Source organism: Sphingobacterium haloxyli (assembly GCF_002980525.1).
Lineage (GTDB): Bacteria > Bacteroidota > Bacteroidia > Sphingobacteriales > Sphingobacteriaceae > Sphingobacterium > Sphingobacterium haloxyli.
The window spans coordinates 23,508-50,507 of the sequence record NZ_PVBQ01000012.1 but is presented as its reverse complement, the minus strand read 5'-3'; the positions used below and the strand labels follow the sequence as shown (position 1 = coordinate 50,507).

At 42.4% G+C, this 27,000-nt stretch carries 18 protein-coding genes; 3 read left to right on the top strand and 15 right to left on the bottom strand.

All coding sequences use genetic code 11. The features are described 5' to 3' along the window. Window positions 1-17: 17 nt before the first annotated feature. From C5745_RS14510 to C5745_RS14490, 5 genes are read right to left on the bottom strand one after another with little or no spacing between them, the layout of a single operon-like run. Window positions 18-1,151 (bottom strand): SusE domain-containing protein, encoded by a 1,134-nt coding sequence (locus C5745_RS14510; protein WP_105717732.1) that lies wholly within the window; start codon window positions 1,149-1,151, stop codon window positions 18-20. Window positions 1,152-1,191: 40 nt separating this feature from the next. After that, window positions 1,192-2,847 carry a RagB/SusD family nutrient uptake outer membrane protein gene (locus tag C5745_RS14505; RefSeq protein ID WP_207795814.1) on the bottom strand — a complete coding sequence of 552 codons (1,656 nt, stop codon included), beginning with the start codon at window positions 2,845-2,847 and terminating at the stop codon, window positions 1,192-1,194. 10 nt (window positions 2,848-2,857) lie between these two features. Next, window positions 2,858-5,977 (bottom strand): SusC/RagA family TonB-linked outer membrane protein, encoded by a 3,120-nt coding sequence (locus C5745_RS14500; protein ID WP_105717730.1) that lies wholly within the window; start codon window positions 5,975-5,977, stop codon window positions 2,858-2,860. Window positions 5,978-6,017: 40 nt separating this feature from the next. Further along, the gene (locus C5745_RS14495) at window positions 6,018-7,274 is read right to left on the bottom strand and encodes a sugar MFS transporter (RefSeq protein WP_105717729.1); all 1,257 of its coding nucleotides are present in this window, start codon (window positions 7,272-7,274) and stop codon (window positions 6,018-6,020) included. Window positions 7,275-7,301: 27 nt separating this feature from the next. After that, entirely contained in the window at window positions 7,302-8,720 is a 1,419-nt protein-coding gene (locus C5745_RS14490) for a glycoside hydrolase family 125 protein (protein WP_105717728.1), read from the bottom strand. A 506-nt stretch (window positions 8,721-9,226) separates the two neighbouring features. Here C5745_RS14490 and C5745_RS14485 point away from each other — a divergent pair. Further along, a complete protein-coding gene (locus C5745_RS14485) occupies window positions 9,227-10,846 on the top strand; it encodes a DUF6377 domain-containing protein (RefSeq protein ID WP_105717727.1) in 1,620 nt (539 codons plus the stop codon). A gap of 53 nt (window positions 10,847-10,899) precedes the next feature. Here C5745_RS14485 and C5745_RS14480 read toward each other — a convergent pair whose 3' ends face one another. After that, the gene (locus tag C5745_RS14480) at window positions 10,900-11,427 is read right to left on the bottom strand and encodes a hypothetical protein (RefSeq protein WP_105717726.1); all 528 of its coding nucleotides are present in this window, start codon (window positions 11,425-11,427) and stop codon (window positions 10,900-10,902) included. Window positions 11,428-11,602: 175 nt separating this feature from the next. Between C5745_RS14480 and C5745_RS14475 the strand changes: the two genes are divergently transcribed. Both C5745_RS14475 and C5745_RS14470 read left to right on the top strand, forming a co-directional pair. Continuing rightward, window positions 11,603-13,357 carry an AMP-dependent synthetase/ligase gene (locus tag C5745_RS14475; RefSeq protein WP_105717725.1) on the top strand — a complete coding sequence of 585 codons (1,755 nt, stop codon included), beginning with the start codon at window positions 11,603-11,605 and terminating at the stop codon, window positions 13,355-13,357. A 17-nt stretch (window positions 13,358-13,374) separates the two neighbouring features. Further along, window positions 13,375-14,337 carry a YihY/virulence factor BrkB family protein gene (locus C5745_RS14470; protein ID WP_105717724.1) on the top strand — a complete coding sequence of 321 codons (963 nt, stop codon included), beginning with the start codon at window positions 13,375-13,377 and terminating at the stop codon, window positions 14,335-14,337. A gap of 93 nt (window positions 14,338-14,430) precedes the next feature. Here the strand turns inward: C5745_RS14470 and C5745_RS14465 are convergent, their stop codons facing one another. The 9 genes from C5745_RS14465 to C5745_RS14430 form a co-directional block, all read right to left on the bottom strand. Further along, a complete protein-coding gene (locus C5745_RS14465; protein ID WP_105717723.1) occupies window positions 14,431-16,008 on the bottom strand; it encodes a calcineurin-like phosphoesterase C-terminal domain-containing protein in 1,578 nt (525 codons plus the stop codon). Window positions 16,009-16,010: 2 nt separating this feature from the next. Next, a complete protein-coding gene (locus C5745_RS14460) occupies window positions 16,011-17,282 on the bottom strand; it encodes a BACON domain-containing protein (RefSeq protein WP_105717722.1) in 1,272 nt (423 codons plus the stop codon). Window positions 17,283-17,295: 13 nt separating this feature from the next. Further along, complete coding sequence (locus tag C5745_RS14455; protein ID WP_105717721.1) at window positions 17,296-19,110, bottom strand: RagB/SusD family nutrient uptake outer membrane protein; 1,815 nt, start codon at window positions 19,108-19,110, stop codon at window positions 17,296-17,298. Between the two features lie 10 nt (window positions 19,111-19,120). Beyond that, window positions 19,121-19,774 carry a hypothetical protein gene (locus tag C5745_RS20500; RefSeq protein ID WP_207795813.1) on the bottom strand — a complete coding sequence of 218 codons (654 nt, stop codon included), beginning with the start codon at window positions 19,772-19,774 and terminating at the stop codon, window positions 19,121-19,123. An 81-nt stretch (window positions 19,775-19,855) separates the two neighbouring features. Continuing rightward, complete coding sequence (locus C5745_RS14450; RefSeq protein WP_207795812.1) at window positions 19,856-22,354, bottom strand: SusC/RagA family TonB-linked outer membrane protein; 2,499 nt, start codon at window positions 22,352-22,354, stop codon at window positions 19,856-19,858. A 255-nt stretch (window positions 22,355-22,609) separates the two neighbouring features. After that, entirely contained in the window at window positions 22,610-23,488 is an 879-nt protein-coding gene (locus C5745_RS14445) for a glycerophosphodiester phosphodiesterase family protein (protein WP_105717720.1), read from the bottom strand. Window positions 23,489-23,521: 33 nt separating this feature from the next. Continuing rightward, a complete protein-coding gene (locus C5745_RS14440; RefSeq protein WP_105717719.1) occupies window positions 23,522-24,118 on the bottom strand; it encodes a histidine phosphatase family protein in 597 nt (198 codons plus the stop codon). Beyond that, window positions 24,119-25,552: an FGGY-family carbohydrate kinase gene (locus tag C5745_RS14435; RefSeq protein ID WP_105717718.1), complete on the bottom strand. Its 1,434-nt coding sequence runs from the start codon at window positions 25,550-25,552 to the stop codon at window positions 24,119-24,121. It abuts the gene before it with no gap. Continuing rightward, window positions 25,552-27,000, bottom strand: coding sequence for an FGGY-family carbohydrate kinase (locus C5745_RS14430; RefSeq protein WP_105717717.1), 1,449 nt, complete (start codon window positions 26,998-27,000; stop codon window positions 25,552-25,554). The genes C5745_RS14435 and C5745_RS14430 overlap by 1 nt, the downstream gene beginning before the upstream one ends.

Sequence of the window (27,000 nt, the reverse complement as noted above, 5' to 3'; positions counted from 1 at the left end):
CAGAAAAGCTGCAGACCTTAATTAACCTTCACCGAATGGGTGTATGGCCCACTCGCATTCATTGTTACGGTAACCGTAGTATTCGCACCATCTACTGCCGAAGAAAATTTCCATTTGTCATCCCACTGCGTGTTCTGATCAAGTAATTTAACATAGTAGTAAGATGCCGGACTAGCTGCGGTTGGCTGACTATCCGTTCCGTTCACAGTACCCAATTGCTTGATCCCTAATGATGTTTGTAACTGGAATTTATAACGTTCATCTTTCCCCCAGCTTTCCTGCCTGAAATTGATAACGCCCGTTCCTGACCATACACCTGCACCTTGATAGGGAAGATCAAGTATCACTTTGTTTTCTGGGCTGAAGAATACTCCCATACTGGTAATTTTCATCGTGCTCACCCCTTTATTGGTGAAGTCTAGTGCGAGTCGATAAACTGCAGTTTCATCTACAGTGGAAAGTTGCTCGCCGTCAGATTCTGAAAGTTTAGCATTAGCGTCAATATAATAGCTAACCGCCTCTCCGGTCGTACGGTCTACAAATCGATATCCCCCTTCGTTTTTCAACTGCGTATAGATTTCAAATTTACCTTCTTCTGTTTTTGTCAACGACAATGCTTGCGAAATATCGTCACCCGTTTCTGTCGCCTCTCCGGTAATGAACACTGCATCCGGTATCACCTCAAAGCCTTCCAGACGTTTAACAGTCAATTTATTTTTTTGGGCCGATACCGCAGAACTCAAACCTCTCCAGGAAGCTACAGACCAATAGATTATTCCTGCCTCACCTGTCGGTATCCCTGCTGCTGCAGCAGCCCGGTTGATATCGAGGTGTGAAATAGAAGCGTAAAGCTCCTTACCCCCCTTTTCAGAAACAATGCGGTAAACTGGGTTTTCCAGGTCGGTTTCGTTGTAGAAAACTACTTCATACGAAACAAGTTGTCCGTCCTGAGAATGGCTTGAAGCCCACTGAAACAGTGCGGTCGCGCCCTGATCCGAGCGCAAAATAATCTGCTGGTTCTCTGCCGGAGCATATAATGCCTCGACAGCACTAACTGCGGGGTCTTTATACTCCATCTCATTTTTACTACAACCTGTTACAAAAAGTATCAGGAAAAGTACGATAAAACTGTTGGTTAATTTAGCTTTCATATTTTTTTTAGTATTACGTATTTACCTATTTAATTTGTTCTTAATAACCGGGATTGTTTGGCTTAAGATTAGCATTTAAGTCCATTTCGTCCAGTGGTACCGACCATAGATAATCGCGGTTGTCATTAAACTGGTATTGCTCTACCAGCACATGCCCCCCATTTACACTTGGATCGCTACCCGCGAATCTAAAACCGTATACAGGACCGTTTAAAACTTGCTGGCCTATTCTCCAGCGCTTGATGTCATACCAACGCAATCCTTCAAACGCCAATTCAACACGTCGTTCGTTGCGGATAATAGTACGTATCTCTTCCTGTGATTTTGTCGCGGGATAGTTTAAGGCAGCGGCCGCTTGAAATCCAGCACGCGCACGTATAGGTTTAATGGTCATATCCCACTCGTTTTGGGATATTTTTCCGATCTCGTTGCACGCCTCCGCGTACATCAACAGGATATCCGCATAACGAAACATGATAATGTTCAACCCAGATCTGTTATTTCTCGTCATGTTCCAATCGTAATACTTACGCAAATAATAACCGGTTTTAGTCTGACGTTCGACAGGCCCTTTGTAAGAGTCGTCGGTATTCGTGCCTACCGCTGTCCGTATAACGTCTACACTGCCGTCATTATTTAACCAACGATAATTGTCATACACGATAGACGCGCTTAGACGGGGATCCCGATTGATGTAGGGATCGTTTACGTTATATGCGGGATCTCGGTCTGGTCCAGTAACGGGTAACCCATTCAATGTCATATACGAATCCACTAGGCTTTGAGTCGGATTGTCCGCAGATATTTCCGCATATTTTGTGATGGGAGCCATAGCACTCATGTTCGTCCAAACTTTTGATATACCGTCATACGTGATATCCAATATAACTTCGTCATTATACTCGTTCTCTGGAGTGAAAAGGTAAAAATAGCTTTCGTTTTGTGTAGGGCGCTGGAACAATTGGTATGTACCGTATTTTGCTTGATCATTGATCAGAAGGCCGGCATACTCCCTCACTTTCGGAAAGTTGCTTTCGTATAGATACGCACGTGCTTGAAAGGCTACGGCAGCTCCCGTTGTAATGCGTCCTCTTTCGGCTGTCGCCAAGTCATCTTTCGTTGGCAGATTACCGTTTTGAATGATCTCGTCCAGCTCTTGATGGACAAAAGATAGGACTTGGGCACGGGGCGTGCGGCTGACAGTGTAGGCATCATCAAGCGATACCTGCGTTAGAAAGAATGGCACATCACCATAGTAATTTACCAATCTGAAATAAATATACGCACGGATAAAACGGATTTCGTCGATCATCCTATTTTTAACACTCTCAGACATGTTCGGTACCCGATCTACATTTTCTAGAAACACCAGACATGTCTTGATGCCACCATAAGCATCATCCCACTCCGTATTGAACAGATTAAGCGCTGAGGTCGCCTGTCCTTTTCGGATCACGTAAGGATCGTTTGTACCATAGGTATGTACTAAATTATCGCTCAAGAATTCATCTCTCCACATACGGTCTGCACCATACATTTGGTTATACGCCATATTAAGCACCAGTTGTGCTTTTTCGGCACTCTCCCAGTAGTTAGCATCTGTAAACCTGTCGATAGGCGCTATATCCATGTCCTGACAAGAATGGAAAAGCAATAGGGCTATCGGCGCAAGAATAATATATACTATTTTTTTCATTTTCATACTTTTAAAAATCCACGTTAATACCTCCTCCAAAGAATTGAAGGGCAGGATAGTTTCTTCCGCTATTGCCTCCGCCCGCACCTAGCGTATTGCTAAACTCTGTCGATTCAGGATCAATAAAAGAGTTTTTGCTAAAAGTGAAAGGGTTCTGCGCATTCGCATACACACGTATTTTACCCACGCCCAGCTTTTGGACCAGTTGATCTGGCAAGGTGTATCCTACCTGTATATTTTTAACACGGATGTATTTCGCATCGAGGATATACATGTCTGAGGCCGGCCCCCAATTGTTGGCAAAAGAGTTGCCGCTGTTGGTAATTAACCGCGGATACCTCGCATCGGTATTGGTTTCGGTCCAGGTATCAAGCTGGTGTTGGAAAATCACAGGATACCAACCGCCATTGTGAAAAGGTGTGTAAATATCCCCCCGTAGCGATTGTAGTCGTTTTCCCACACCTTGTACGAGAATTGAAAAATCAAAGCCTTTGTAATTCATGTTATAATTTAGACCAAAATTGTAATGAGGAAGTCCATCACCGAGGTAATAGCGGTCATCGTCGTTGATGACACCGTCCTCATTGCGATCTATATATTTTACGTCGCCCGGTTGAGGAGATGCTCCAACAGGAACCGCAGCATTCTCAATCTCGCTATAGCTTTGGAAAAGCCCGTCAGTTTTCAAGCCGTAATACGCACCTAGAGGCAGTCCATTGCGCCGGATAAACCCGATGTTATCCACCGTATTGATCTGCGGATTACCAAGATCTACAGCGATGTTTGTGGTGTTTCCGACATTGAACGTCGCCCCATGTTTCACAGCGCCGGTAACGAAATTATAATTAACATTTAGCTCCCAACCTTTGTTTTCCATAGCACCAATGTTGACATCTCCGAGAGCTGTTCCAAATACACCGGGTGTTACGGGTTGCAGTAGGATGTCCGTCGTTTTATTCGCGAACGCATCGAAACTTACAGACAGCGCTCTGTTTAAAAAGGTTAAATCGACCCCAATATTTTTACTGTTTACCTTTTCCCATCTTAGGTCTGGGCTGGCTTCCTGAAAGCCGGTACCTGAGACAGGATTATTGTTAAAGCCCGCGATATTGTTATAGACAGTATATGTGGTGAAATATTGGAAGTCGTCAATCTCTTGATTACCCAAAATCCCCCACGATCCACGAAATTTGACATCACCGATATTTGACTTATAGCCGTCCATGAAATGTTCTTCTGACAATGACCAACCGAAGGAAATAGACGGAAAGGTTCCCCATCTGTTTTTCTCGGGGAAACGACTAGATCCATCCGTACGGATAGTAAAATCGGCCGAATAGCGGTCGTCGTAATTGTAATTGGCACGGGCAAAAACAGATTGGATTACCCGGCGTAGCGTATTGTTAACTTCGGTGCGGCTGTCTTCAAAAATGGTTTTGTCATCTTCGCCGTTATTGATCGGAATACCAAGATCTGCATCGGTATTTCTGGTTTTAACATCTATTCCTTTATTATTTACAATTTCTTGAGATACACCTCCTAAGGCTGTTATCGTATGCTTACCGAAAGCTTTGCTATAATCCAAAAGTGCCTGCGAATTGATGAATATGCCCTTAAAAGCGTGGTTCTCCGTTTCCCTATTTACACCCTGTAAGATAGGGGTCGTGCTTTCTGCACTATTATAAACAGGATATTGCAACCTTCTTATAAATCGCCAGTTGGATGTATTGTCCAGTCCAAATATTGCCCTCGCTTTTAGGTCGTTCGAAATCTTAAACTCCAGCGCTGTACCTACGTTGACCCAGTCGTTATTGTGCTTGTTATATCCACCCAATTGGAGCGCTGCGCCAGGGCTTGTACCCACCGAACTAACAAGATATCTTCCGTCTGCTGTCATGGGGGTATTATAGTAATATTTGGGCGTCCGGCTGGCATCAGCTATTTTAAAGCCAGCGTTAGCCTCATCTCCTTTTGCGTCGTTACGCGCATAACCGAGGATGAGATCAATTTTAAGCCGCTTGTACTCTGTACTTAGCTTTGTGCGAAGATTGTATCGTTTTACGCCATATCCCGGACCGATAAAATTACTGCCTTGATCGTAATATCCACCCGATATCATATACGTACTATTTGCCGAACCGCCAGATATATTCAAATCATAGTTCTGCTGATGCGCGCTCTTGAAGATATAATCCATCGCCCACTCCGCATCTCCATGCTCCTTTAGATCCTGTATTTGTTCTGGGGTATAGGTTGGATCTTGCCCCCCATTTGCCAACGCAACGTTCATCAATGTTGCATTCTGCCAACCGTCAACTGGGCGGTATAGGATATCCGGCGTCTGCACACCGTACGAAGCTCCGACGCGTATATGAGGTCCGGAGTTCTTCCGCCCTTGCTTCGTGGTGATAAGAATGACACCACTCGCCGACCGCGACCCGTAAATCGCCGCCGTTCCAGCATCTTTCAATACAGAAATATTATCGACATCGTTCGGGTTCAGCTTATTCATGTTATTGATATCGGATATCATTCCATCGATAACAACCAAGGGCGAAGCACTCGTAACGGTGTTGACGCCACGAATGTTAACATTCATGGCGTTATCGTTGGGATTCATGCTTTTTTGCTGGATGAGCAAACTAGGCGCAGCACCTTGTAAGGCTTGGGTAAGATTACCTACCGGTCGATTCTCTATCTGGTCTGCGGCTATCTGGTCTACGGCTCCGGTAATCCTCTTGCGAGTCGTGGTTCCATAACCGACAACAATCACTTCATCCAGTTCCGTATTAGCAGACTTCTTCAGCACAACATTTAGGTTAGTTTGTTGCGTCAAAGTTACCGTAGTCTGATCGTAGCCCAAGAACGAGATCTCAATAATTTCCCCCAAGGATGCACTTATTGAAAAATGTCCGTTATTATCTGTCGATGTACTAGCTGTCCTACCTTTCACCGCTACACTAGCTCCGGAAATAGCGACTCCTAATTCATCTCTTACTACCCCAGTATACGTAGTTTGGTTTAAGCCAGCGGCCTTCTCCTTGATTGGCCTTGCAGCAATAGCATAACTATGGACACTAAACCCAAAAAGATAAATAAACAATGAGATTATTATACATGTTTCTCTCATAAAATAATAGTTTATATGGTTTATAGTAACAATAATTAGTTTACCGGTGATTAGGCGGTAAGGTGTGCTGCACTTTATAGAGTTTAGCACCGAATAAAAATATAATGATATAACATACTATCGGTAAATAAAAGGCTGCAGCAATATCTGTATCGGCAACCAATCCCATTAAAAAAGGAAATACTGCACCTCCAACAACTCCCATAGAAATGAAAGAAGAAGCCTGCTGCGTATGCTCTCCGAGATTTTTCAACCCTAAACTAAAAATTGTAGGGAACATGATACTGAAGAAAAAGTTGATACATAGCAGTGCTATAAACGAGACCCATCCCCATCCTTGAGCTACCACAACACACATCAGAATATTAAGTAAGGCATACACCGACAAGAGTTTATTACTCGCCACAAACTTCATCAAGAATGTACCCACAAACCGCCCTAACAACATCATTCCCATAAATAACACCAGATAGCTTCCCGCTTTTTCACTGGAAAACCCCATAACGTCGTGTCCGTAATTGATAAAAAAGGCCCATGTGCCTCCTTGTGCGGCAACATTAAAGAACTGTGCAACTACGGCCCACACAAAATGTCTATGCTGGAACAGGTTTTTCCCGGGGGTCAGGTTTACATTGACCGCTGCTGCATCGATGTTGTCGACACGGGCATGCGGATTTCCCAGTGAGGGTATCTTCACAAAAGAAAAACATACTGCAATAAGCAGTATAACAATACCCATAACAGTATACAGGTTTTTTACCGAATCCAACCCTTCATCTGGTAAGATACCTGTACCTCGAAGCAGAAAATAGGTACCTATCGCCGGGCCGATCATCGTACCGACTGCATTGAATGCCTGCGCAAAATTTACCCTACGCTCGCTGCTGCGCTGATCTCCCAATGACGCCATAAAAGGATGCGCAACGGTCTCTAACGTGGCTAGGCCACAACCAAGAATAAAAAGTGCTACTCTGAAAAAACCAAAAGAGACTGCGTTAGCCGCAGGGACAAACAGCAATGATCCCAGAGCGAAAAGAACCAAGCCTAACAAAACACCGTTCTTATATCCAAATTTCTTCATAAACAATCCGGCGGGAATACTCATAATAAAATATGCCCCAAAGATTGAAAATTGAACTAAACCCGAATCGGCTTTAGAGACATTCAATACCGTTTGGAAATGCTTGTTAAGCACATCTCCCATGGTAATGGCAATCCCCCAAAACATGAATAGCGAGGTGACAAAAGTAAGTGTTATCAGATATTTTTTTTCTGTAAAAGTTACGTTTTCTTTCATTGTATTATATGGTAGTTTTTATATGGTTTATACTAACAAATTCGGTTTCTCTTTATAAACCTTCCATAGTAATTCACCGAATAATGTGTTTGTCCAGGCAAACCAGTGCCGGGTAAACTTTTTCGGATCATCCTTGTGAAACGATTCGTGCATAAATCCGGTGCCACCATGGGTATTTTTCAACGTCTTGATACATTGACGTATTTCCTCATCGTTTATGGAGGTCAGCGCTTGAATAATCAGTGCCATAGGCCATATCATATCGCGACCAATATGTGGCCCGCCGATGCCAGCAGCTACTTTTCCTTTGAAATAGAAAGGATTGTTTTCCGACAGCACAAAACGTCGGGTGCGTTGGTAGACCTCATCATTAATGTCCACCGCACCAAGATAAGGTAACGACAACAGGCTGGGCACATTGGCATCGTCCATCATCATATAACTGCCAAATCCGTCTACTTCGTAAGCATAGACACGTCCATGTACTGGATGGTCGATGATACCATACTTGTTAACCGCATCCTCGACTTCATTGGCCAATGCTTCCATTTTAGTCGCTAATTCAGTGTTGTTTTTGACTTTACGCAAGATCTGAGCTGACTGTCGCAGGCTAACTACGGCAAACAGGTTGGATGGGATCAAGAATAAGAATATACTACAGTCGTCGGACGGGCGAAAACTTGAACAGATCAAACCCACTGGATTAACAGGATAACCATATCCGTCAACCTGCAAAGTGTCTGTTCCACGCGACGTCGTACGTTCGAATTTATAAGGTCCCAAGTTTTCCTTGCGTTGCTGCTCAACAAACGTCTTATAAATATTTTCTTGCGCTTGCACCCACTCGTTGTCAAAAGGGGTTGTATCTTTTGTTTCCTTCCAATAGGCGTAGGCGAGACGTATTGGGTAACAGAGTGAGTCAATTTCCCATTTACGCTCATGGATCCCAGGCTTCATATCGGTATGATCCGAAAACCATTCGCCCTTTTTGGCCGGATCGTTATAGAACGCATTGGCGTACGGATCGATATTGACACACTTAGACTGTTTGTTGATCAATCCGAGGATTAGGCTCTGGAGGTTCTTGTCTTTTCGCATAAAAGGTAGATACGGCCATACCTGCGCGCTACTATCCCGCAGCCACATCGCATCAATATCTCCAGTAATGACATAAGTCAGCTTTTTATCTGAGGTTGACTCATCATATATAGTAGTGTCTAAGGTGTTCGGCAAACAATTATTGAACAGCCAACCGAGTTCCTCGTCTGCTACGTTGGACTGAAATTCTTTGATAAGCCCCTCAATGACATCACTTTTGAAATGCCTGTCTGGTTCCTTAGTCCTCACTAGGGGAAATGCCAAATTTGGGTTGGCATAAGAAAAATTTTGGGCCAATATACCTGCTCCAAGTATAGCCGAATTTTTAATAAAAGCTCTTCGTTTCACAGATTTGCGTTATTAAGTGATAAATTAATTGAATTGGAGATGCATGTATCTCCTAGGTTGTCGCTTTTGCATCATCGAGGATACGCGAAATAACCACTACGCTTTGATATCGGATGTCAGCATTGTTAATTAGCAAGTTTACCATGTGCAAAGATTTATAATTTAGTTTTGAGAAATCAAAGTTATCAGATTTTAAAACGTTCGTTTATACCAATCCCCCTCAATGTAGTAAGAATATAGGTTAAATTACACGCAAACAACTAACATACAACAATTTATAAAAACATCAACATACACATAATGTAGTGAATAAACGCGCTTAATTTCTTCATTTCGGAATTTTACACTCCCTTTTAATAAAAAAAGTATACTAAAAAGCCATATCTTCATATAGCAATGTTTATAAAATAATATTATTTTGTAGTTTTGAAGAAGCGTATTTATCCGATTATTTTTACCGAAGCCTCTATTGTATTTAATTCGCTCCTTATTATATTATACCAAGTATGAAAAGTTTATTATTAATTATATTCCTGATATCTTCAGTCTCTACAACTAATGCATACCATAAACAACTTGATTCATTACTGCATGTATTAGATAAGGCTATTCAGGATAAGGCTACATATGCAGCAAAAAAAGAAGGCTCTATCGATAGTTTAAAGACGAGACTACACGTATCCTCCAATGTGAAAGACCAGATTGCTATTACGAAAGAAATCTGTCTTCACTATATTGTATTTATGACTGATTCAGCACTTTTGTACACCCGAAAATTAGAAAAGTATGCGCTGCAGACCAACGATTATGAAGAATACATTGATTCTGAGCTTTTCCGTGTCCGTATATTAAAAACAATGGGATTACTCAAAGAATCTGTTGATATATTGAATACCGTAGATACATTAAGAATCTCTGACGATCTAAAAACATTTTATTTATATACAAAAATGTCCGTTTATAGTTTATTAATAAAAACGTCTGAAAACAACGAGGAAAAAAAGAGATATCAAACAATAACAGCCTCATTAAGAAACAGATTAGTCTCAGGGGAAGCCCTATCACCATTGGACTATATATACGTAAATACAGAACGCCTTATACAACAAGAAAAGCAATATGATCAAGCCTTAAGGGATCTCCGCGATGCATATGCTGATCTCGATCCTGAAGAGCGGGAAGCTGCCATATTAGCCTATTCTATAGCTAAAGTATATGAAGAGAAGGGGGACACGGACAAAGCTATCGAGTATCTTGCAAGATCGGCAATTGCTGATATCAAAAGTGGGGTAAAAGAATATATGTCGCTCCGAAGACTAGCAGCTGTACTGTTTGAATATGGGGATGTAAACCGTGCATATAGTTATATGAAATGTTCGATGCAGGATGCGATATTCTATAACGCCAGACTTCGGACGCTTGAATCTTCCGAAATGTTCGATTTTATTGATAAAGCCTATCAGAAAAAGGAAGACCAACGCCAAATATTATTGTTAACTATCCTTGTAATTATAATGGTATTGTTAGCGTTCATCTTCTTCACGTTAATATATGTGTATAAACAAAAGAGAAGATTATCAATAACCAAGGATGAATTATCAAGGTCCAACAAACTGTTAATGGAAAGCAATCAGAGTCTTTCGGATTCGAATATTCTTAAGGAAGAATATATCGGTTTATATATCGGACATTTTTCCGATTATCTTTCAAAAATAGAGCAATTCAGGTTGAAAGCTCAAAAGATAGCTAAAACACAGGGGGAGCAAGCGCTGTTGAAATTCATCGATTTATCGTTAGACCCAAAAGATAATCTTGAGGAATTCTATAAAAATTTTGACGAGACAATATTACGCTTATTTCCAAATTTTGTTGAAGAAATAAACAAGTTATTATTAGAAGAAGAAAGAATCAGTTTCAAAACCAACCATAACCTAACGCCCGACCTTCGTATTTTTGCTCTAATCCGTCTGGGCATTACCGACAGTATAAAAATTGCTTATTTCCTCCGCTACTCGGTCTCAACTATCTATAATTACAGAACAAAAATGAGGAATAAAGCCGCTGGGAACAGAGATGAGTTTGAGGGTTTGGTCATGAAAATAGGTATTGATAAAAATCTAATATAGTAATAATAGCATGCGTACCGCGAAATCCAATACGCATACCTTCAGCTCTTCTACTAAAATTTATATCGAATAGTCAGGCCAAACGGATCTATGAGCCTGATAGAACTCTCCTGCAAAAAGTCGAAATAAGGTTTAACGTCCAGCGAAACGGAAAGTGGTGTCGTCGGAATATTGTATTCAACCCCCACAATACCATCTATACTCAACGCCAGTTCCGATTTCGGGTCTGTACGTCTCGTTGTGACGGAACCATCCGAATTTGTTGTCTGAATGACCTCAGATTTGTATCGAAAACTTCCTACACTACCGCCAAACCCATAGAACCAAGTAAAATTTTCCGCCAAAGGTCTATGATACTGATAAAGTCCGACCAGCCGGAAGCGTCTTGATTTAGAATTGCTCTGTATACTGAGAATCCCCTCTACAGCTCGATCATCAGCCAACGTATAACGGTAACTAAAACCAGTGGCACTTCCAAAGCGTCCCCCAACAGCATGTTGGCTGTCCAATTGCGCCCACGATGTATCAAATGAAAATAAAATAATCCCTAATGTCAATAACAGCCAATTTGTTTTCTTCATGAATATAATACTAAGTTTTTTACGTAAGCCAAAAGTAATACTTTATTTAAACGTTCAAAAGTTAAATTCTGTTATCATTCTTTCCTTTATTTTTCGTCGTGTTAGCACTTTTTATTGATAAAACGTTATCTTAGTGTAGGAAAACAGATTGTAAACCTCATAACAGGAGCGACATATGAGTAAGCTAAATAGATTATTTGATATCTTAGGTGACTATACCTCTACAGACACCTGTATGGTTGCAGGCAAAAGAAATGGACAGTGGCAACTTTACACTAGTGAGCGCTTTAAGGCACTTACGGACAACTTAAGCAAAGCCCTTCTTTCGGAAGGTTTGAAAAAAGGTGATAAAGTAGCGCTAATGTCAGGAAACCGCCCCGAATGGAACATTGTAGACTTCGCTTGTAACCAGCTCGGAGTCGCTATCGTTCCATTATATCCAACGTTATCTCCGCAGGACCTTTCTCATATCCTGAATGATGCCGAAGTGAAATTGCTCTTCGCAAGCAATGCTGAATTGGCACATAAAGTGGATCAGGCGATACGAGGACAGCAATTGTCCATAGACGTCTATACGTTTGAAGATGTGGTGGATAAACCGAGCTACCAAAAACTAATCGATATCGGCGCGTCACGAGAGGTTGACTTGCAACCATACAGGGACGCGGTCCAAAGCGATGATTTACTCACGCTGATCTACACTTCCGGCACGACTGGAAAACCGAAAGGCGTGCTCCTAACACATGAAAACATCCTTAGCAACGTAGAAGCTTGTCAGCATCTTGTCCCCAAAGATACCACTAAGGCGTTAAGTTTCTTGCCCTTATGCCATATTTTTGAGCGGATGGTTGTTTATCTTTATCTTTCCAAAGGCATACAAATTTACTATGCAGAGAACCTCGATAATATTGTCGCGGACATCAACGATGTAAAGCCACAAATTTTCACGACAGTTCCACGTGTCCTTGAAAAAGTATACGATAAAATCATCGAAAAAGGGAAGGCATTAACCGGCATCAAAAGAGCTTTGTTTTTCTGGGCCGTAAATTTGGGACACCGCTATCAAGAGCCAGCTGCAAACGGTACTTTCTATTCGTTTAAACTTCGTATTGCGCGCAAACTTATCTTTTCCAAATGGAAAGAAGCGCTCGGTGGTAACATCAAATTGATTATATCGGGCGGTGCTGCTCTTCAAGAGCGATTGGGCCGCATCTTTTGGGCGGCGGACATTAAAGTACTAGAAGGATACGGCCTAACGGAAACGTCGCCCGTTATAGCAGTCAACTCCCATGTTGATACCGATGTGAAATTTGGGACAGTAGGGCGGGTATTGAAGAATTTAGAGGTAAAAATTGCCGATGATGGAGAAATCCTCGTCAAGGGGCCGAGCATTAGCCCCGGATACTATAAAAATGAAGAGGCCACGCGTGAGGTGATCGATCAACAAGGGTATTTCCACACCGGCGATATAGGCGAAATCACACCTGATGGATTCCTTAAAATTACCGACCGAAAAAAAGAAATGTTTAAGACTGCGGGCGGAAAGTATGTGGCGCCGCAAGTACTAGAAAACAAACTGATGGAGTCTACCCTGATTGCACAGGTTATGGTCGTAGGCGAAAATCAACGTTTCCCTGCAGCGCTGATTGTACCTGCTTTTGAGGAATTGGAAAAATGGTACAAACGTAAAGGCATATCTTTTGTCTCAAGGGACGAGACCGTTAAAGATCCACAGGTGATCGAAAAATACCAGCGGGAGATTGACCGCCTAAATACGGGCTTTGGGCAATGGGAAAAAATAAAAAAGTTTGAGCTTCTACCCAATGAATGGACCATTAATAATGGCGAATTAACACCGAAATTGAGTTTGAAACGAAAAGTCATTCTCAAAAACACGGAAGAGATACTTAATCGATTATACGAACAATAACGAAGAGAACTGTACATATGGAAAGAGAAACACTTTGGCACAAAATAAAAGGGTTTGGACGATTACTACTGGACACTGTCAATAGTTTTCTTAACGATAAATGTCTCAAAAAAAGTGCTTCTTTAGCTTATTACACGGTATTTTCAATTGGTCCTGTAATTTTAATCTTAATTTGGTCGCTCGGATTCTTTTACGGGAGCCAGATGGATTCCCCAACAGGTCCGCGCGATGAGATTATGATGGAGCTTAATCAACTGTTTGGACCAGATATTTCTAATATGCTGGATAATGCTATAAAAAGAATATCGCTAGAAAGTAAAAACAGCATCGGTCTTTATATAGGTATTGGTGTACTTGTTTTTTCTTCCACCACTATTTTCGTAGATATACAAAACTCCATCAACGAAATCTGGCACATTAAAGTTAAACCAAAAAAAGGTTGGTTAAAAATCATTATCGACCGTCTTCTTTCTTTCTCAATGATTTTGGGTTTAGGGTTTCTCTTGATAGCCTCACTTATCCTCAGTAGCGTAATCGGACTGTTGATGGGTAAATTGGGTGAATTTTTGAGCGAATATATTCCAAATATCGACCTACAGCTGATCAACTTGATTAATACCGGCGTGTCGTTTTTGATTATCGTAACCTTGTTTGCCTGTATTTTCGCCTTCCTTCCAGACGCAAGGACCCGATTTCGCGACGTGCTATGGGGTGCTATTTTCACCGCTCTACTCTTTCTATTAGGAAAATCTCTTATTTCTTGGTATTTATCTTCAAATGTTACTGCTAGCTCGTTCGGCGCAGCTGGCTCCATTATAATTTTGCTTAGTTTTGTGTATTATTCTGCGGCAATCCTGTATTTCGGCGCGGAGTTTACTAAACACTATGCCACGCGATATGGACGAGGCGTACGGCCCAGTTCATATGCCGTCCGCATCGAACTGAAAGAGGTGGAAGAAAAGACATTAAATCCCCTCTAATCGGTATCGGTTCATCGGGATAATATCGTTGGCGTCTGCACAATAGTACCTTCCCTATACGTCATACGGGGAAGGTACGATCTCTTAAAAAAGTTAGTAGCTCGCTGCCGAGCTCAAATCGGTAACGATATCGGCATGCGTTTGTTCGTAGGTTCTACCAAACCGATCCGTGACAATGACTTTCAAGGTACTATTGGGATTGTCAACCGTATAGGTGTACAGATGTTTTGTTGTCGTGCTGTAGTTATTTGGATTTCTATCTAGTACACCTAAATGATAACCCTTGGACCATGCATCTTGATTCAACGGACTACCGGTTCTCAAAGCCATATCACCGAGCTTGGTACCGTCCATATAGACTTCAACTTTCCAAGCTGGATCTGCATTCCATACATTAGCGATCAATGTATGTCCTGGCTGCCCATACGTAAAATAACCATATTGACCTCCAAACGACATATCTCCCCAGTGGAGTCTAAATTGAAAATCACGTGGCAGTTTTGTGGGTTTGTAAATCCAATCCTTAATAGTCGAACCTTCAATTTGAAAAATCATATAACCATTCGGCGTACCATCACCATTAATGGTCGATTTCCACCAAGCCCCACAAGTTGCTGCATGTACATGTTCATATATTTCCTTGCCGGAAACATTATGAATATAGTTTTCTGCATAATGGGTGTGACCACTCAATAAATGCACAGTCTCAAATTCTTTAATCAAATCAAAAAATGGCGTTCTGGTAGCGAAATTAGTTCCTCTCAATGGCATATGATAATACACGATCAGCATTTTGTCTTTAGAGACATGACTTAGATCCTGCTTCATCCATTCAATCTGCTCTTGACTTATTCCCAAACTATAATTTGAGGTATTCGAAAAAACTACATTGTCCAAACAGATGAAGTGTACATCCCCAATATTAAATGAATAATTCGTAGGTCCAAACACATTTTCAAATACAGCATTTGTCTTCACAGTGCCACTGGAAAATTTATCGTGATTACCGATTGTCGTAAAGACAGGCATCGATGTCGAGCCCAATCTTATTTTCATCGTATTCAATAGACTAGCGTTATCTGCCACCACGTCACCCAAGGATATTCCAATCGCCGGTTGCGAAATCGTAGCCAATTCTGCCGTCACATCCGCTAGCGTTTCATCCAGAAACCTGCCGACCTCCGCTTGATTGGCAACCTGCGGATCGCCCAGACCAAATAAAATGAAGTTATTCTCTACTGAAGCTCTTTTGCTTAATGTAAAGTTATGCTGTTGAGGGTTCTCAGATGCGTTCAACGTTTTATAAAACAGGGGCGCTTTTCTATTAGATGATTCAACCGCGATTTCATACTCAGCCGGTGTAGAGTAATATACAAATTTAGCCTTGTCATTTTTTTTGAGCTGATACACGCCTTTGTTATCTGTTTTTACTACTGTATATCCATCTGTGACAATCACGTTTGTTATAGGATTGTTGGCTTCATCCAAAATATAACCATACACATTATTGCCATTAACTAACTCCACATCAGGCAAACCAGCCCCATCATCTTTTCCATTATCTGGTCCGTTTTCCGTCCCTCCACTGCTTTTCGAGCAGCCAATCAGCAACAAAGCAAGAAATAAATAGAAAATCAGTATACCTTTCGCATTTTCGAATGTGCTCTTCATAGCTATCTAATTACTTTTGAAATTTCTATATTGTCCAATAAAAATCGACCGTTGCTTGCATTCCTCGCTCTAAATTCGATTACAGTCTGCGCTGTCGCGCCCTCTACAATGATCTCCTTGTCCGCCCATGCGGGTGTTAATAAGATTTCTTGACCTGCTTCATCTGAGGTACCGGCATTTAATACACGCACTGTAACCGTCGCATCGGCATCCGCATTGGTATTCTCGCTCCATCTAGCTGCTGTGAATTTTACTTTGACATCAGCCCAGCCTGTGATCGCTGTCAGCGGTGGTGTCGCGATATAACCGTCATTGCTTCCTGCGGTACTAACCTTAACATAACCGGGTCTTTCATAAACTCGCAAACCAGCCCACCCCTCTAATCCTCTTGATGCAACGAAAGATGGATGCATAGTATTAAATAAATCACCCGTACCGTCCGTATTTCGTGTACCACTTGTAATATATACAGGATTCTCGGGTAGTACTCTCTTCCCATCCACAGTCGGCCAGCTCCCCTCTAAGTGGAGACCTGCCGTTCCCCCAACGTGATCACCGCCCAAAATCAACAAATCAAAATTCTGCAATAAGTAGATCGTACCTACCGGATCACTGTTCCCCTGCTCTCTGACCGCCGTGTTTACCGTTAACGTTTGGCCTAAGATCTGTATATTAAAAGTAACTGTCCCGTCTGTCGTGGGCATTCCCGTAACAGGCAATTTTACTTCACCGCTCTCGGAAGACATATCCACATCGGTATCAGCTATTTGGATACCAGCAGAGCCGACACCGCTAATTTGGGTGCGTACGGAGACAGCCTCTTCCAACTTTCCTTTATTATAAGGTATTACAAGATAACTTTCTTCCAACGGGAAATTAGAAACAAGACCGGTAGTGAAATATGGTGTACCGAACATCACCTTACCTTCCTCTTGATCAATATTAATTAAAGCCTCTTTATCGCTAGAGATGATCTTGATGGCACCATTTCGCATATCTCCTATATTTCTTGAAGCTGTTACGGTGACGACCTGTATATCTTCACCATTTCCTACACCCTCTATCGGATCTACCGATACCCAATTCGCCCCGCTAAGATCGATAGACCAGGAACCACTTGTCCTCACCGTAAATGTTTCTCGGGATTCTCCATAAGGGAAACTGAGCTGATCTGTATCTCGCTTCAAAAATGGCGCGTTGTTTTCGTCTTTCGAACAAGAGAGTACGAAAACGAATAACAGTCCAGCTATTACTTTATAAAAAAGGTTCTTCATAACAAACAATATTTTACTTCCAGTGGTAGTTTTGTTCAAGATTATTATTCATTTGTAGCGCAGTTGTAGGGATCGGTCTGAGATATTTTCTTTCAGACCATTCACGGCTTTGTTGAAATCCAAACTGTAAATTCCCCGATGTGCCATTTGTCAGCCTATAAGTCGATCCTAATACCACATACACGACACCAGGCACTCTAGAGGCTGCCGGAGGTTCCGCATCTACAACGGCTACATCCATAATTCCATCATTGTTCAAATCATAAGGTGTATCTTTTGCAGCAAAATAAATTCCATTCCAGGTCTGCGCAGTTTTTTCTCCCAATCTCCATCGCATAAGGTCATCATATCGTAGATTTTCATGTACTAATTCTACCGTCCTTTCTCTTCTAATTTCCAATAACCACATATCTGACACATTGTGGTAATAATTAGCCAAATATGGATCAACGGAGGTTGGTGGAGCGCCGTCTACTCCGGCACGCTCCCGCAATACCCGGATAGAGTTATTCCATTCGGATATACCAAATTCCCCAAGTTCAGCTTTGGCTTCGGCATAGTTTAGCAGCACCTCGGCATACCGGAACATGGATACGGAATTGTTGGATGTAGCGATACCTACATGCACATCGTCGTCAATAGCCCATTTGATCAATTGATAGCCTGTAGATGTCAACGCGAAATTCGGAGCATCTTCTCGTACTGCTCCGCCTACTCGTCGTTCATAATCCGGGCCAACAACCGTCTGTTTTAACCTATTGTCGCGGTTTACAAAATTCTCCTGATAATTTTTCGTCATATAATTTGGATCGTCAGTAAAACGCGAGCCATCCAAATGAAGATAGTGGTTTACGAAATCTTGGGTCAACGACCAGTTATTACCAAAGGAAGCCGAGAAGAGTTTCCAGGTCATCGAGTGCATACGCACATCTGTCTGAAACTTGATTCCCAAAATAACTTCTCGGGTATTTAGTGCCTCCGAAGTAAACAAAGACCTGTATTGTGTACTTACATTGGAAGAGTTGTTTACCAATCCATAAACCTGCGCATCCATTAAGATCTGTGCCGCATTCACCGCTTCTCTCAAAAACAAATCGACGCTTTGACCGCCATTTTCCCAGTCTTTCCCAGTGGACGGATTTTTGGGGTGGTATTTACGATATGTTCCTTCAAACAAGCAAACTCTAGATTTGAATGCCAAAGCCACCCATTTATTAACTACGGTTGAACTCGCCACATATTTTGGATCTATGGAGCAATTTTCACTAGCAAAATTCAAATCTTCCAGCACTTTTTGCATAACATATTCACGACTATCTCGCGGTTTCATAAGTAGCTCTTGTTCATCCACTTCTAACGCTTTTTCATACCAAGGCACATCGCCAAAAGTCTGTACCATTCCATAATAGAAATATGCCCTCCAAAATCGACCGACCCCCTCATAGTGGCGATAGACTTCATCTGACACGTTAGCTCGAGCCTTAGGCAGGTTGTCTAAGAAATAATTTACATTTCGAAGTTCAGACCAGGTACCACTGGATCCCCCACTCCATCCACCTTGCAGATCTGCCGTCCAAGTATCTCGTATCAAAAATGATGTAGAAGTTCTCGTCGCTGTAATATCACTATATTGATCCCCCCATGCCAAGGCCTCTTCGCTGGGCATATGCCGTTGGATAAAACCATTGGCATACAGCTCTAGATCGGCCTCTTTTGTCATAAAATTTATGGAACCTATTTCATTTTCCGGCTCCCTCGTCAAAAATTTCTCGCATGATGTTGTCATCCCTAATAACAGCATGCCATATAGAAAAAATATCTTCTTCATATCTCGTTGTTTACAATGTTAGATTTAACCCCAATGAAAACGTTCTGAGCATTGGATAACCGTATCCATCCCCATCTGTACCTGAGGTCGACCTAAAGTCCGTGTCTCCCGCATGGATAACCTCCGGGTCAAAACTCTTCGTTCGTTTGTAAAGGGGAGACCAAGTGAATACATTTTCACCCGAAACGAAAACTTTCACTTGCTGAAAACCATATTTGGACGCGAATGACTGCCTCAATGTATAATCGATTTGAAAGTTCTTCAATCTCAAATAGGCCGCATTCTGCAAAAATCTATCGTTGGTTACGGTCATGGCTCGGTTCGCATTCTGAGCCAGGTATCCCCTGTAGCGCGGCCAGTACGCATTTTCATTTTGGTTCTCCTCCGTCCACACATTATCACCCACGTGCTCTTTCAACATATAGCCATACGGTCTGCTATACTGCCCCCAGAAGTAAGCAGACTCCCTCGCTGGATACCAGTCTCTCCTACCGATCCCTTGGAAAAAAGCACTTAACCCAACATTATTCCAAGACATGTTCACGTGAAACCCGTACTGCATTCTGATTGACGAGTTTCCAATAATCCTTCTATCCCCTGGATCGTCCACGGTGTTTGCGCCTTGATTGATCTCTCCGTCTCCATTCAGATCTAGAAATTTCATATCACCAGGTTTTAAAATATTACTACCAGACACAGGAATCCGCGATTGGTCCACGCCGTAATTGTTTATATCATCTTGGTCCTAGAACAAACCTCCAACGGAATATCCCCATATCTCGCCGATCTCCATTCCTTCGTAGTAGGTCATCGACAACAGCTTTTCTTTATTGTTAAACTTTGTGACCCAACTTCTGTTGTCCCACAGCATCCCTCTGACACCATAGTTAAAAGGTTTCCCTGCCAAAGAGAACTGATCTCTCCATTCCAATGAGACCTCCCAACCTTTAGTCTTTAGATCTGCATAGTTACCTCTCGGCACCGTTGCACCAAACACATGTGGCAACTCGGGTCCGAGCGTAAACATATCGGTCGTATAACGATGGTAATAATCGAATACCATAGACATCCGGTTATTGAGGACATTAAGATCTACACCCACGTCGTAAGTTGTGGAGCGTTCCCATGTTAGGGATTCTGGGATGTTGGCAGGCATATACGTGTAGGGCGCCAATCCGTCATTGATAATAAAAGAGGTCCGAGCAATATTCATCGTAGGAATGAACAGAAAAGGGTTCACATTTCCGTTGCCTAAACTTCCTACCGAAGCCCTAAATTTCAAATCCGAAATCCAATTGACATTATCCTTGATGAACGATTCGTCCGATGCTCTCCACGCTATAGAAGCCGAAGGGAAAAATCCCCATTGTTGATTAATCGGGAATTTTGACGACCCGTCGTAGCGTCCACTGAATTCTGCTAAATATTTTCCTTTATAGTTATAATTCACCCTAAATAAAGCTCCAGCATACGCCCACTCCTCACCTGTTTGATTGAGGGTATAAAAATCACCGTCCATCAACGCAAAGCTTGGCTTATCTGGATAGAGCAAGCCTCGCCGGTAAGCCATTTGGTTTCTTGTTATTTTCTCTTCGATATTAAATCCCGCAAGTATATTCAAAGAATGATCCTCATTGTTAAATTGGGGAATATAATTTAATGTCGCATTGGATGCTATATATTGATTTGTGTAGTTCCAAACTTCCAGCGAGCTGAATGTTTGTCTGGACTTCATAATAGCCGGCCCGGTATAAAAATCATACATATTTTCTACCCGCGTTCTATCCGAATGATTATAAAGATAGGTAAAGTCTGCTTTTGCAATTAAGCTCTTTGGTATAATATCGTAAGTTAATGTAGTCGTGTTACGCAAATCAAATTTATTGTTCTTCTGATAAGAAGTACCCTCTACAAAGCCTGCCCACCCCATATATACAGCAGCCTCTGTCCAAGTGCCATCGAGATTTTTCTCCAAAGTCATGGGATATCCTTGGTGTTCCAACATCCTCGGTAACAATTGCCTGTCGTACATCACCATCGGCTGGTGTATATTACGACGAATGAAATCGGTATTGTTATTTAATACTAAATTAGGCAAAATTTTAACCTCTCCTTTCGCACGGAAATTGTATTGTCTATAGTTTTCATTACCTGCATTATATATTCCGTCCTGATCGTAGACTCTGCCCGAAACGTAATAATTAGCATTGTCACCCCCTCCTGTTACAGAGACGTTGTGCTCACTGCTTAGATTATAATCTTTATAAATGACATCAAACCAATTCGTATTCCCAAAATATTCATACTCCCCAAGACTATTCACCCGCATCTTCTCAAACGAATCGTCTGCGTTTCGCTTTACTAGCTCATTGTACCAATCCGTCGAATATTTAAAAACATTATTAATGCCGGCAGGAGGTGTGCCCAAATCCATCCCTTCCATATAAGCTTTATACCAGCCATCTGTCCATTCTAATCCATTGTCTACGATATTATTTTCCATTTTCACAATCCTATCATTGACTGTATATCCGCCACTGTAGCTCACCCTCGGCTTACCTTGCTTCGCTTTTTTGGTGGTAATAAGTACAACCCCAAACGCGCCCCTGGCACCGTAAATAGCCGCGGAAGAAGCATCCTTCAAAACTGATACACTTTCTACATCGTCCGGATTTACCGTGGTCATATCCCCCTCAACACCATCTATTAAAATTAGCGCAGACCCTCCTGCTCCAATACTCCCCTGACCACGGATATTCAAGGTAGCACCTCTGGATGGCTTCCCGTCCCGCATACTGATATTCAATCCTGGCATCTGGCCCTGCAAAGCACGAGAAATATTCATGTTTCCCCGGTTCTGTAACTTATCGCCGCTGATCTGATCGACCGCTCCCACTAAATCTCTCCTCTTAGTCGTGCCATATCCGATGACCACTACTTCGTCCAAATTTTTCTCGTCGGCAGCCAAAACAAATCGCAAGGATTTTTCGTCCTTGTAAAGGAATATCTCTTCTTTGTAGCCAATGAGGCTGACGGTAATCACGTCTCCTCTATTTACGCTTACTGAAAACTCACCATTTGGATTTGTTGTTGTCGTTACTCCCGTAGAAACCGATACTGTGGCACTCTGTAGTGGTGCTCCGTCTGCTCCCTCCACAGCCCCCGTCACGATCCTACTTTGTTGCGCATACGCGCACATAAAGATCATCGTTAGGATACTGAGTAAATCGGTTTTCTTTTTCATACTCTTTTATGTTTAATAAATGATTTGATAGTTGAAAGGCATACGCTATCTCTTTATCACTTCGTCACAAAGTTTAATAACATTTAATATTGTTAAATAATGTTTCAAAAATACACTACCCATATTAACATACTATTAAATTGATATATATTAACGGTGAAATAATGCATAAAACTATATGTTAATACGGTTGTTTAACTACTATTAGGTTTATAATAAAATAAAATATAACTTTTTTTAATGTATTTACACCCACTATTTTATCGCCTCACTCACCTCAATAGGTAAATCAGACTCCAATACCGTCGCACCGTCGGCAAACACAGCGCGATATTTCTTTGCGCGGCCCTCTTTGGTTGGTAGTTTATCGTACGTTGGCGCGGTCGATATCATGCACATCACACCCTTGGATTTGAAGAAATCATACATCGCTTGGTTATCTTCCTTTATTTCAGGTCCGATATACACTATCATCCGATTATAAGGCAGTCCAGAAGCTTTAAATTCTTCTAACGCTTTTTTGTCTTTTATATGCATAGATAGGTATTGGTTGGGATTTTTATCCAAGTAAAATCTCGCTTGTTCTATATTATGCACCGTCACCCACACCCATTTATAGGCATTATGTTTCCGGATTATCTCCGCTGTTACCTCCAGCGGCAGATCCTTTTTATCCAGGTTGAGTACAGTCTTTCCTTTTGCCCATTTAATCATTTCGTCAAGCGTGTTGATACGATATTTAGTGGGGTTGCCATCGCGATCCTTCAATCGCATTTTTTTGAGCTCTTTCCAGGTATAGTCAGCAACTTTTCCAGTTCCCGTGGTGGTACGGTCTAAGGTTGCGTCGTGAACCATAACCGCCACACCGTCTTTGGATAAACGCGGGTCGATCTCAAAAATCGCCGGCGTATGTTTCAGTACTTCTTTCATCGCTGCGATAGAATTTTCAGGAAGCCCCCTCTCCATTGTTCCGCGATGCCCGCTAATAATTTTTTTACCAGGCTCATATCTAAAGTAAGCATACATCTCCTTTACATTGCCAAAATTTAGTTTATGAAGCTTTTGAGCAGTTACAGAAGAGAACATCAAGATAAAGGAGAGGAAGAGTACGATTGGACGTAAAATTCTTTTCATAATATAATTTTGTTAATGAATAAATCTATTTATCTAAGCGTTTAATTTCAGTAATTGACACCCTTGATGTCGCGATAAAGTGAGTAGCGTCAGCGCTGAATTTTCTTGAACCAAGCGTCGATAGTTCTTCAGCGGCATCCCTAGTTGGCTCGCTAAGAACAACCGGTTCACCCCGTTATGTCCGACAACCAAGACGGTTTTTCCGCTATAGTTCGCTACCAATTCATTATAAAAAGACCGTAGCCGGGAAACCACCTGCATAGCCGTCTCTCCCGTCCTACCCGCCGCAAATCGCTCGGGAGCAGCCAACCAGTTCTCCCAGGATTTAGCGCCATTTGTTTGAAATTCTTCTGGACGCAAACCCTCCCACTCACCGAAATCGACCTCTATCAAACGATCGTCAACAAATAAATTATTGGCACGACCAGAAACGATTTCCGCCGTCTTTCGAGCTCTTTGCAATGGTGAAGAATACACAGCATCAAAGCGGTACCTTTCCAACGATTCATACATTCTCTTTGCCTGAGAAATACCTCGTTCTGTTAAATCAACATCCGTTCGTCCACAGTATCTATTTCCGTCGGCGTTAAACGATGTTTCGCCATGTCTGAGCAAACAAATTGTAACCATTTATAAATAATTTAATCCTTTAAGCTTCTGTTTAAACTGTTGGTATTGTCTTTCGTATTGAACAACCAGTCGATCATCAGGATAAACCTCTTTCTCCATCGCGGTCATCTGCGAAGCGGCTTCCGTGACGGATCGGTAATACGTATTGGAAGCAGCCATGATTGCCGCACCCAACGCGCCGCTTGCTGCTTTGCATTTATAGATAGGAACATTCAGTACTGACGCCCTTATCCTTAACCACACATCACTATTGCTCCCTCCGCCCGCCGTATAAACCGCATCTATTTTTTCTCCTGAGAGCTCTTCGATAATCTCGTAAGCAAGCCGTTCAATACACGCCACGCCCTCTAGATTTGCAGCATATAATTCCTGTTTTGATATCCCCTTGGGGATAATCGCTCTCGCATGCGATGCCGATACTGGATAGCGCTCCCCTTCTTGTAGCAATGGCCAGGCGACTTTACCGGTCGGAATCAATTTCTCGGCCGCTTGATTCCATTTCGCGATATCCGACGGGAAGTTCATTGTAATCCAATCTGCCCCTGTGTTGCTTGCCCCACCTGGCATCCAATAGCCCTCCGGGTGTCGATGGCTGTATAACCTTCCTAAAGGATCGATTACCTGATGTTTCGTTACACCTTTAATGACCAACGTGGTGCCGATAGTGGTGCTCCAATCACCCGGTTTCACGGCTCCCGATGCAATTTGGCTGGCACAACCGTCCGTCATCCCGACCACTACGCGTACATCTTTCAACCCCCAATGCATGGCTAAATTCGTCCTCAATGACCCTACAACTGTACCTGATGGCACAACATTTTGTAACCATTCCTTTTTTACGCCAAGTTCATTTGTCAAATAAGGAGGCCATTCCAGGTGTTCTAAATCATAGCCCGATTTCAACACATTGGTATAATCGGTTATTTGGTACTGCCCCGACAGCTGTCCCACGATATAGTCAGCCGCATGAACCCATAAAGCTATCGTGTCGCTCTTGTCAGGATAGGCCTCCATAAACCAACATATTTTACTAATCCCACTGGAAGCATTGAAACCCGAATATCCGCTTTTTATATGTTCTAAAGCTATTTTATGAATCCGCTTTCCTTGTGCGGCAGACCTCCCGTCGCTATACATAAGAGCGGCATGAATGGGTTGATTATTCGAATCTAATGGTATAACCGTTCCCGATGTCGAGGTGACAGAAATCGCTTGTATACTCGACTTATCCATGTTAAGAGGCAAACCATTCATCATCTCATCTATCAACATTATACAGGTATCCCACCACATCATTGGCGATTGTTCTTCTCGCGCCATGTCATTCAGTATAAAGGACCGAGAAGCAGAAGCGATTATTCTTCCTAGCTGATCGACGAGAACCACCCTAGCCCCCTGTGTTCCAATATCTATCCCTATAAAACAAGCTTGCATCAGGTAATGATTTGTTTAAATGTTTTACGTGCGTTCTTCCATACCACATACAGTTGTTCAAATCGTTCATGATCCTGTGGGAATACCTCATCCAGTAGCGTAGGTGTTATATTTTTCACGCCGAGGGCATCGTTACAAACAAAAACACCCCCTAAAACGGAAGCTTGTCGGTACGTACCCCTGATCCGTATGCTCTTACCCAATAAATTTGCTAAAAACTGCCTCAATTTCTTGCTCTCTAGACCACCGCCACACGCCCATATATAGCCTTCATCGTGCCGAGAGACGTCACATAGGAATTTATAGTTTTCGTAAATCGAACAAGCAATATCCCACAAAATCGAAAACACGAAACTCCCCCGTGACAGCTGATGCGAAACAGGTGTCTTAAAAATAAAGCCCCCGTTGGTTAAAGGCTGATCTTCATCGGCAATCAATGAACCCAAAGAAGCAACACACATCGAATAATCGGTATCGTCCAATTCCCGTTCAATCACATCATACCCCTCATTGGGATAGAAAATCTCTTTTAAGCGCTGATAGTTCAAGCCGGTTACGCCCGCATTCGCCTCTAATATGAAATGTGACTCATCAATATGCCGACTGGTCCATGTACGCTGATGCGCATCTTTTTCGTATTGATTTACCATTTTGATAATCGGCGTGGTCGTTCCAGACACGATAACTACATCGTTTGATGAAGGCGCCATACTGCGTATGGCCAACTGGGTATCTCCTCCCCCGACTACGACAACAGCTTCTGCTGAAATCTGCAATACTTTTGATACATTCGGAAGCACGCTCCCTAATACTGTCCCAGCTTGCTTTAATACAGGAAGAACAGCACTAGGTATGTCAAATAGTGCTACAAGTTCCGTAGACCACTGCTTCTGCTCAACATCGTAGAGTAGTGTTTCGGATGCCTGTGAATGCTCGTAACATGTGATGCCTGAAAACTTAAACTGTATCCAGTCACTAATACTCATAAAACACGTCATCTTTTCAAACAGGTCGGGATATACATTGCGAAGGCCTATCAACTTAAAGGCAGAAAACAGGGATGTCGGATAACGTCCTGCCAGCTCGTATACACGGTCCTTTTGTGTCAGTTCCCTCTCCCATTTACGGCCGCGATGATCAATGTTGGGCATACCGAGCAGTGAGCGATCTTCGCTATCGATCACAACGATTCCTTCGCGCTGGCTCGTAGCTGTGACTGCCTTAATGTAGACTTCTCCCGCGTCTGCCAAAGCCTCTGCCGCCAATGTTAGTATCTGTTGCCACAATTCTTCTGGCTTAAAATAAACAGATTCCTCATATTTGGTATCAGAATAGTATTGTACATTCTCCCTTTTTATAGCCAGTATGTCACCTGTTGGCGTGGCCACCCCCACCCGGGCATTGCCTGTGCCAATATCGACGATTAAATACGCTTCTTTTTGAGCCAT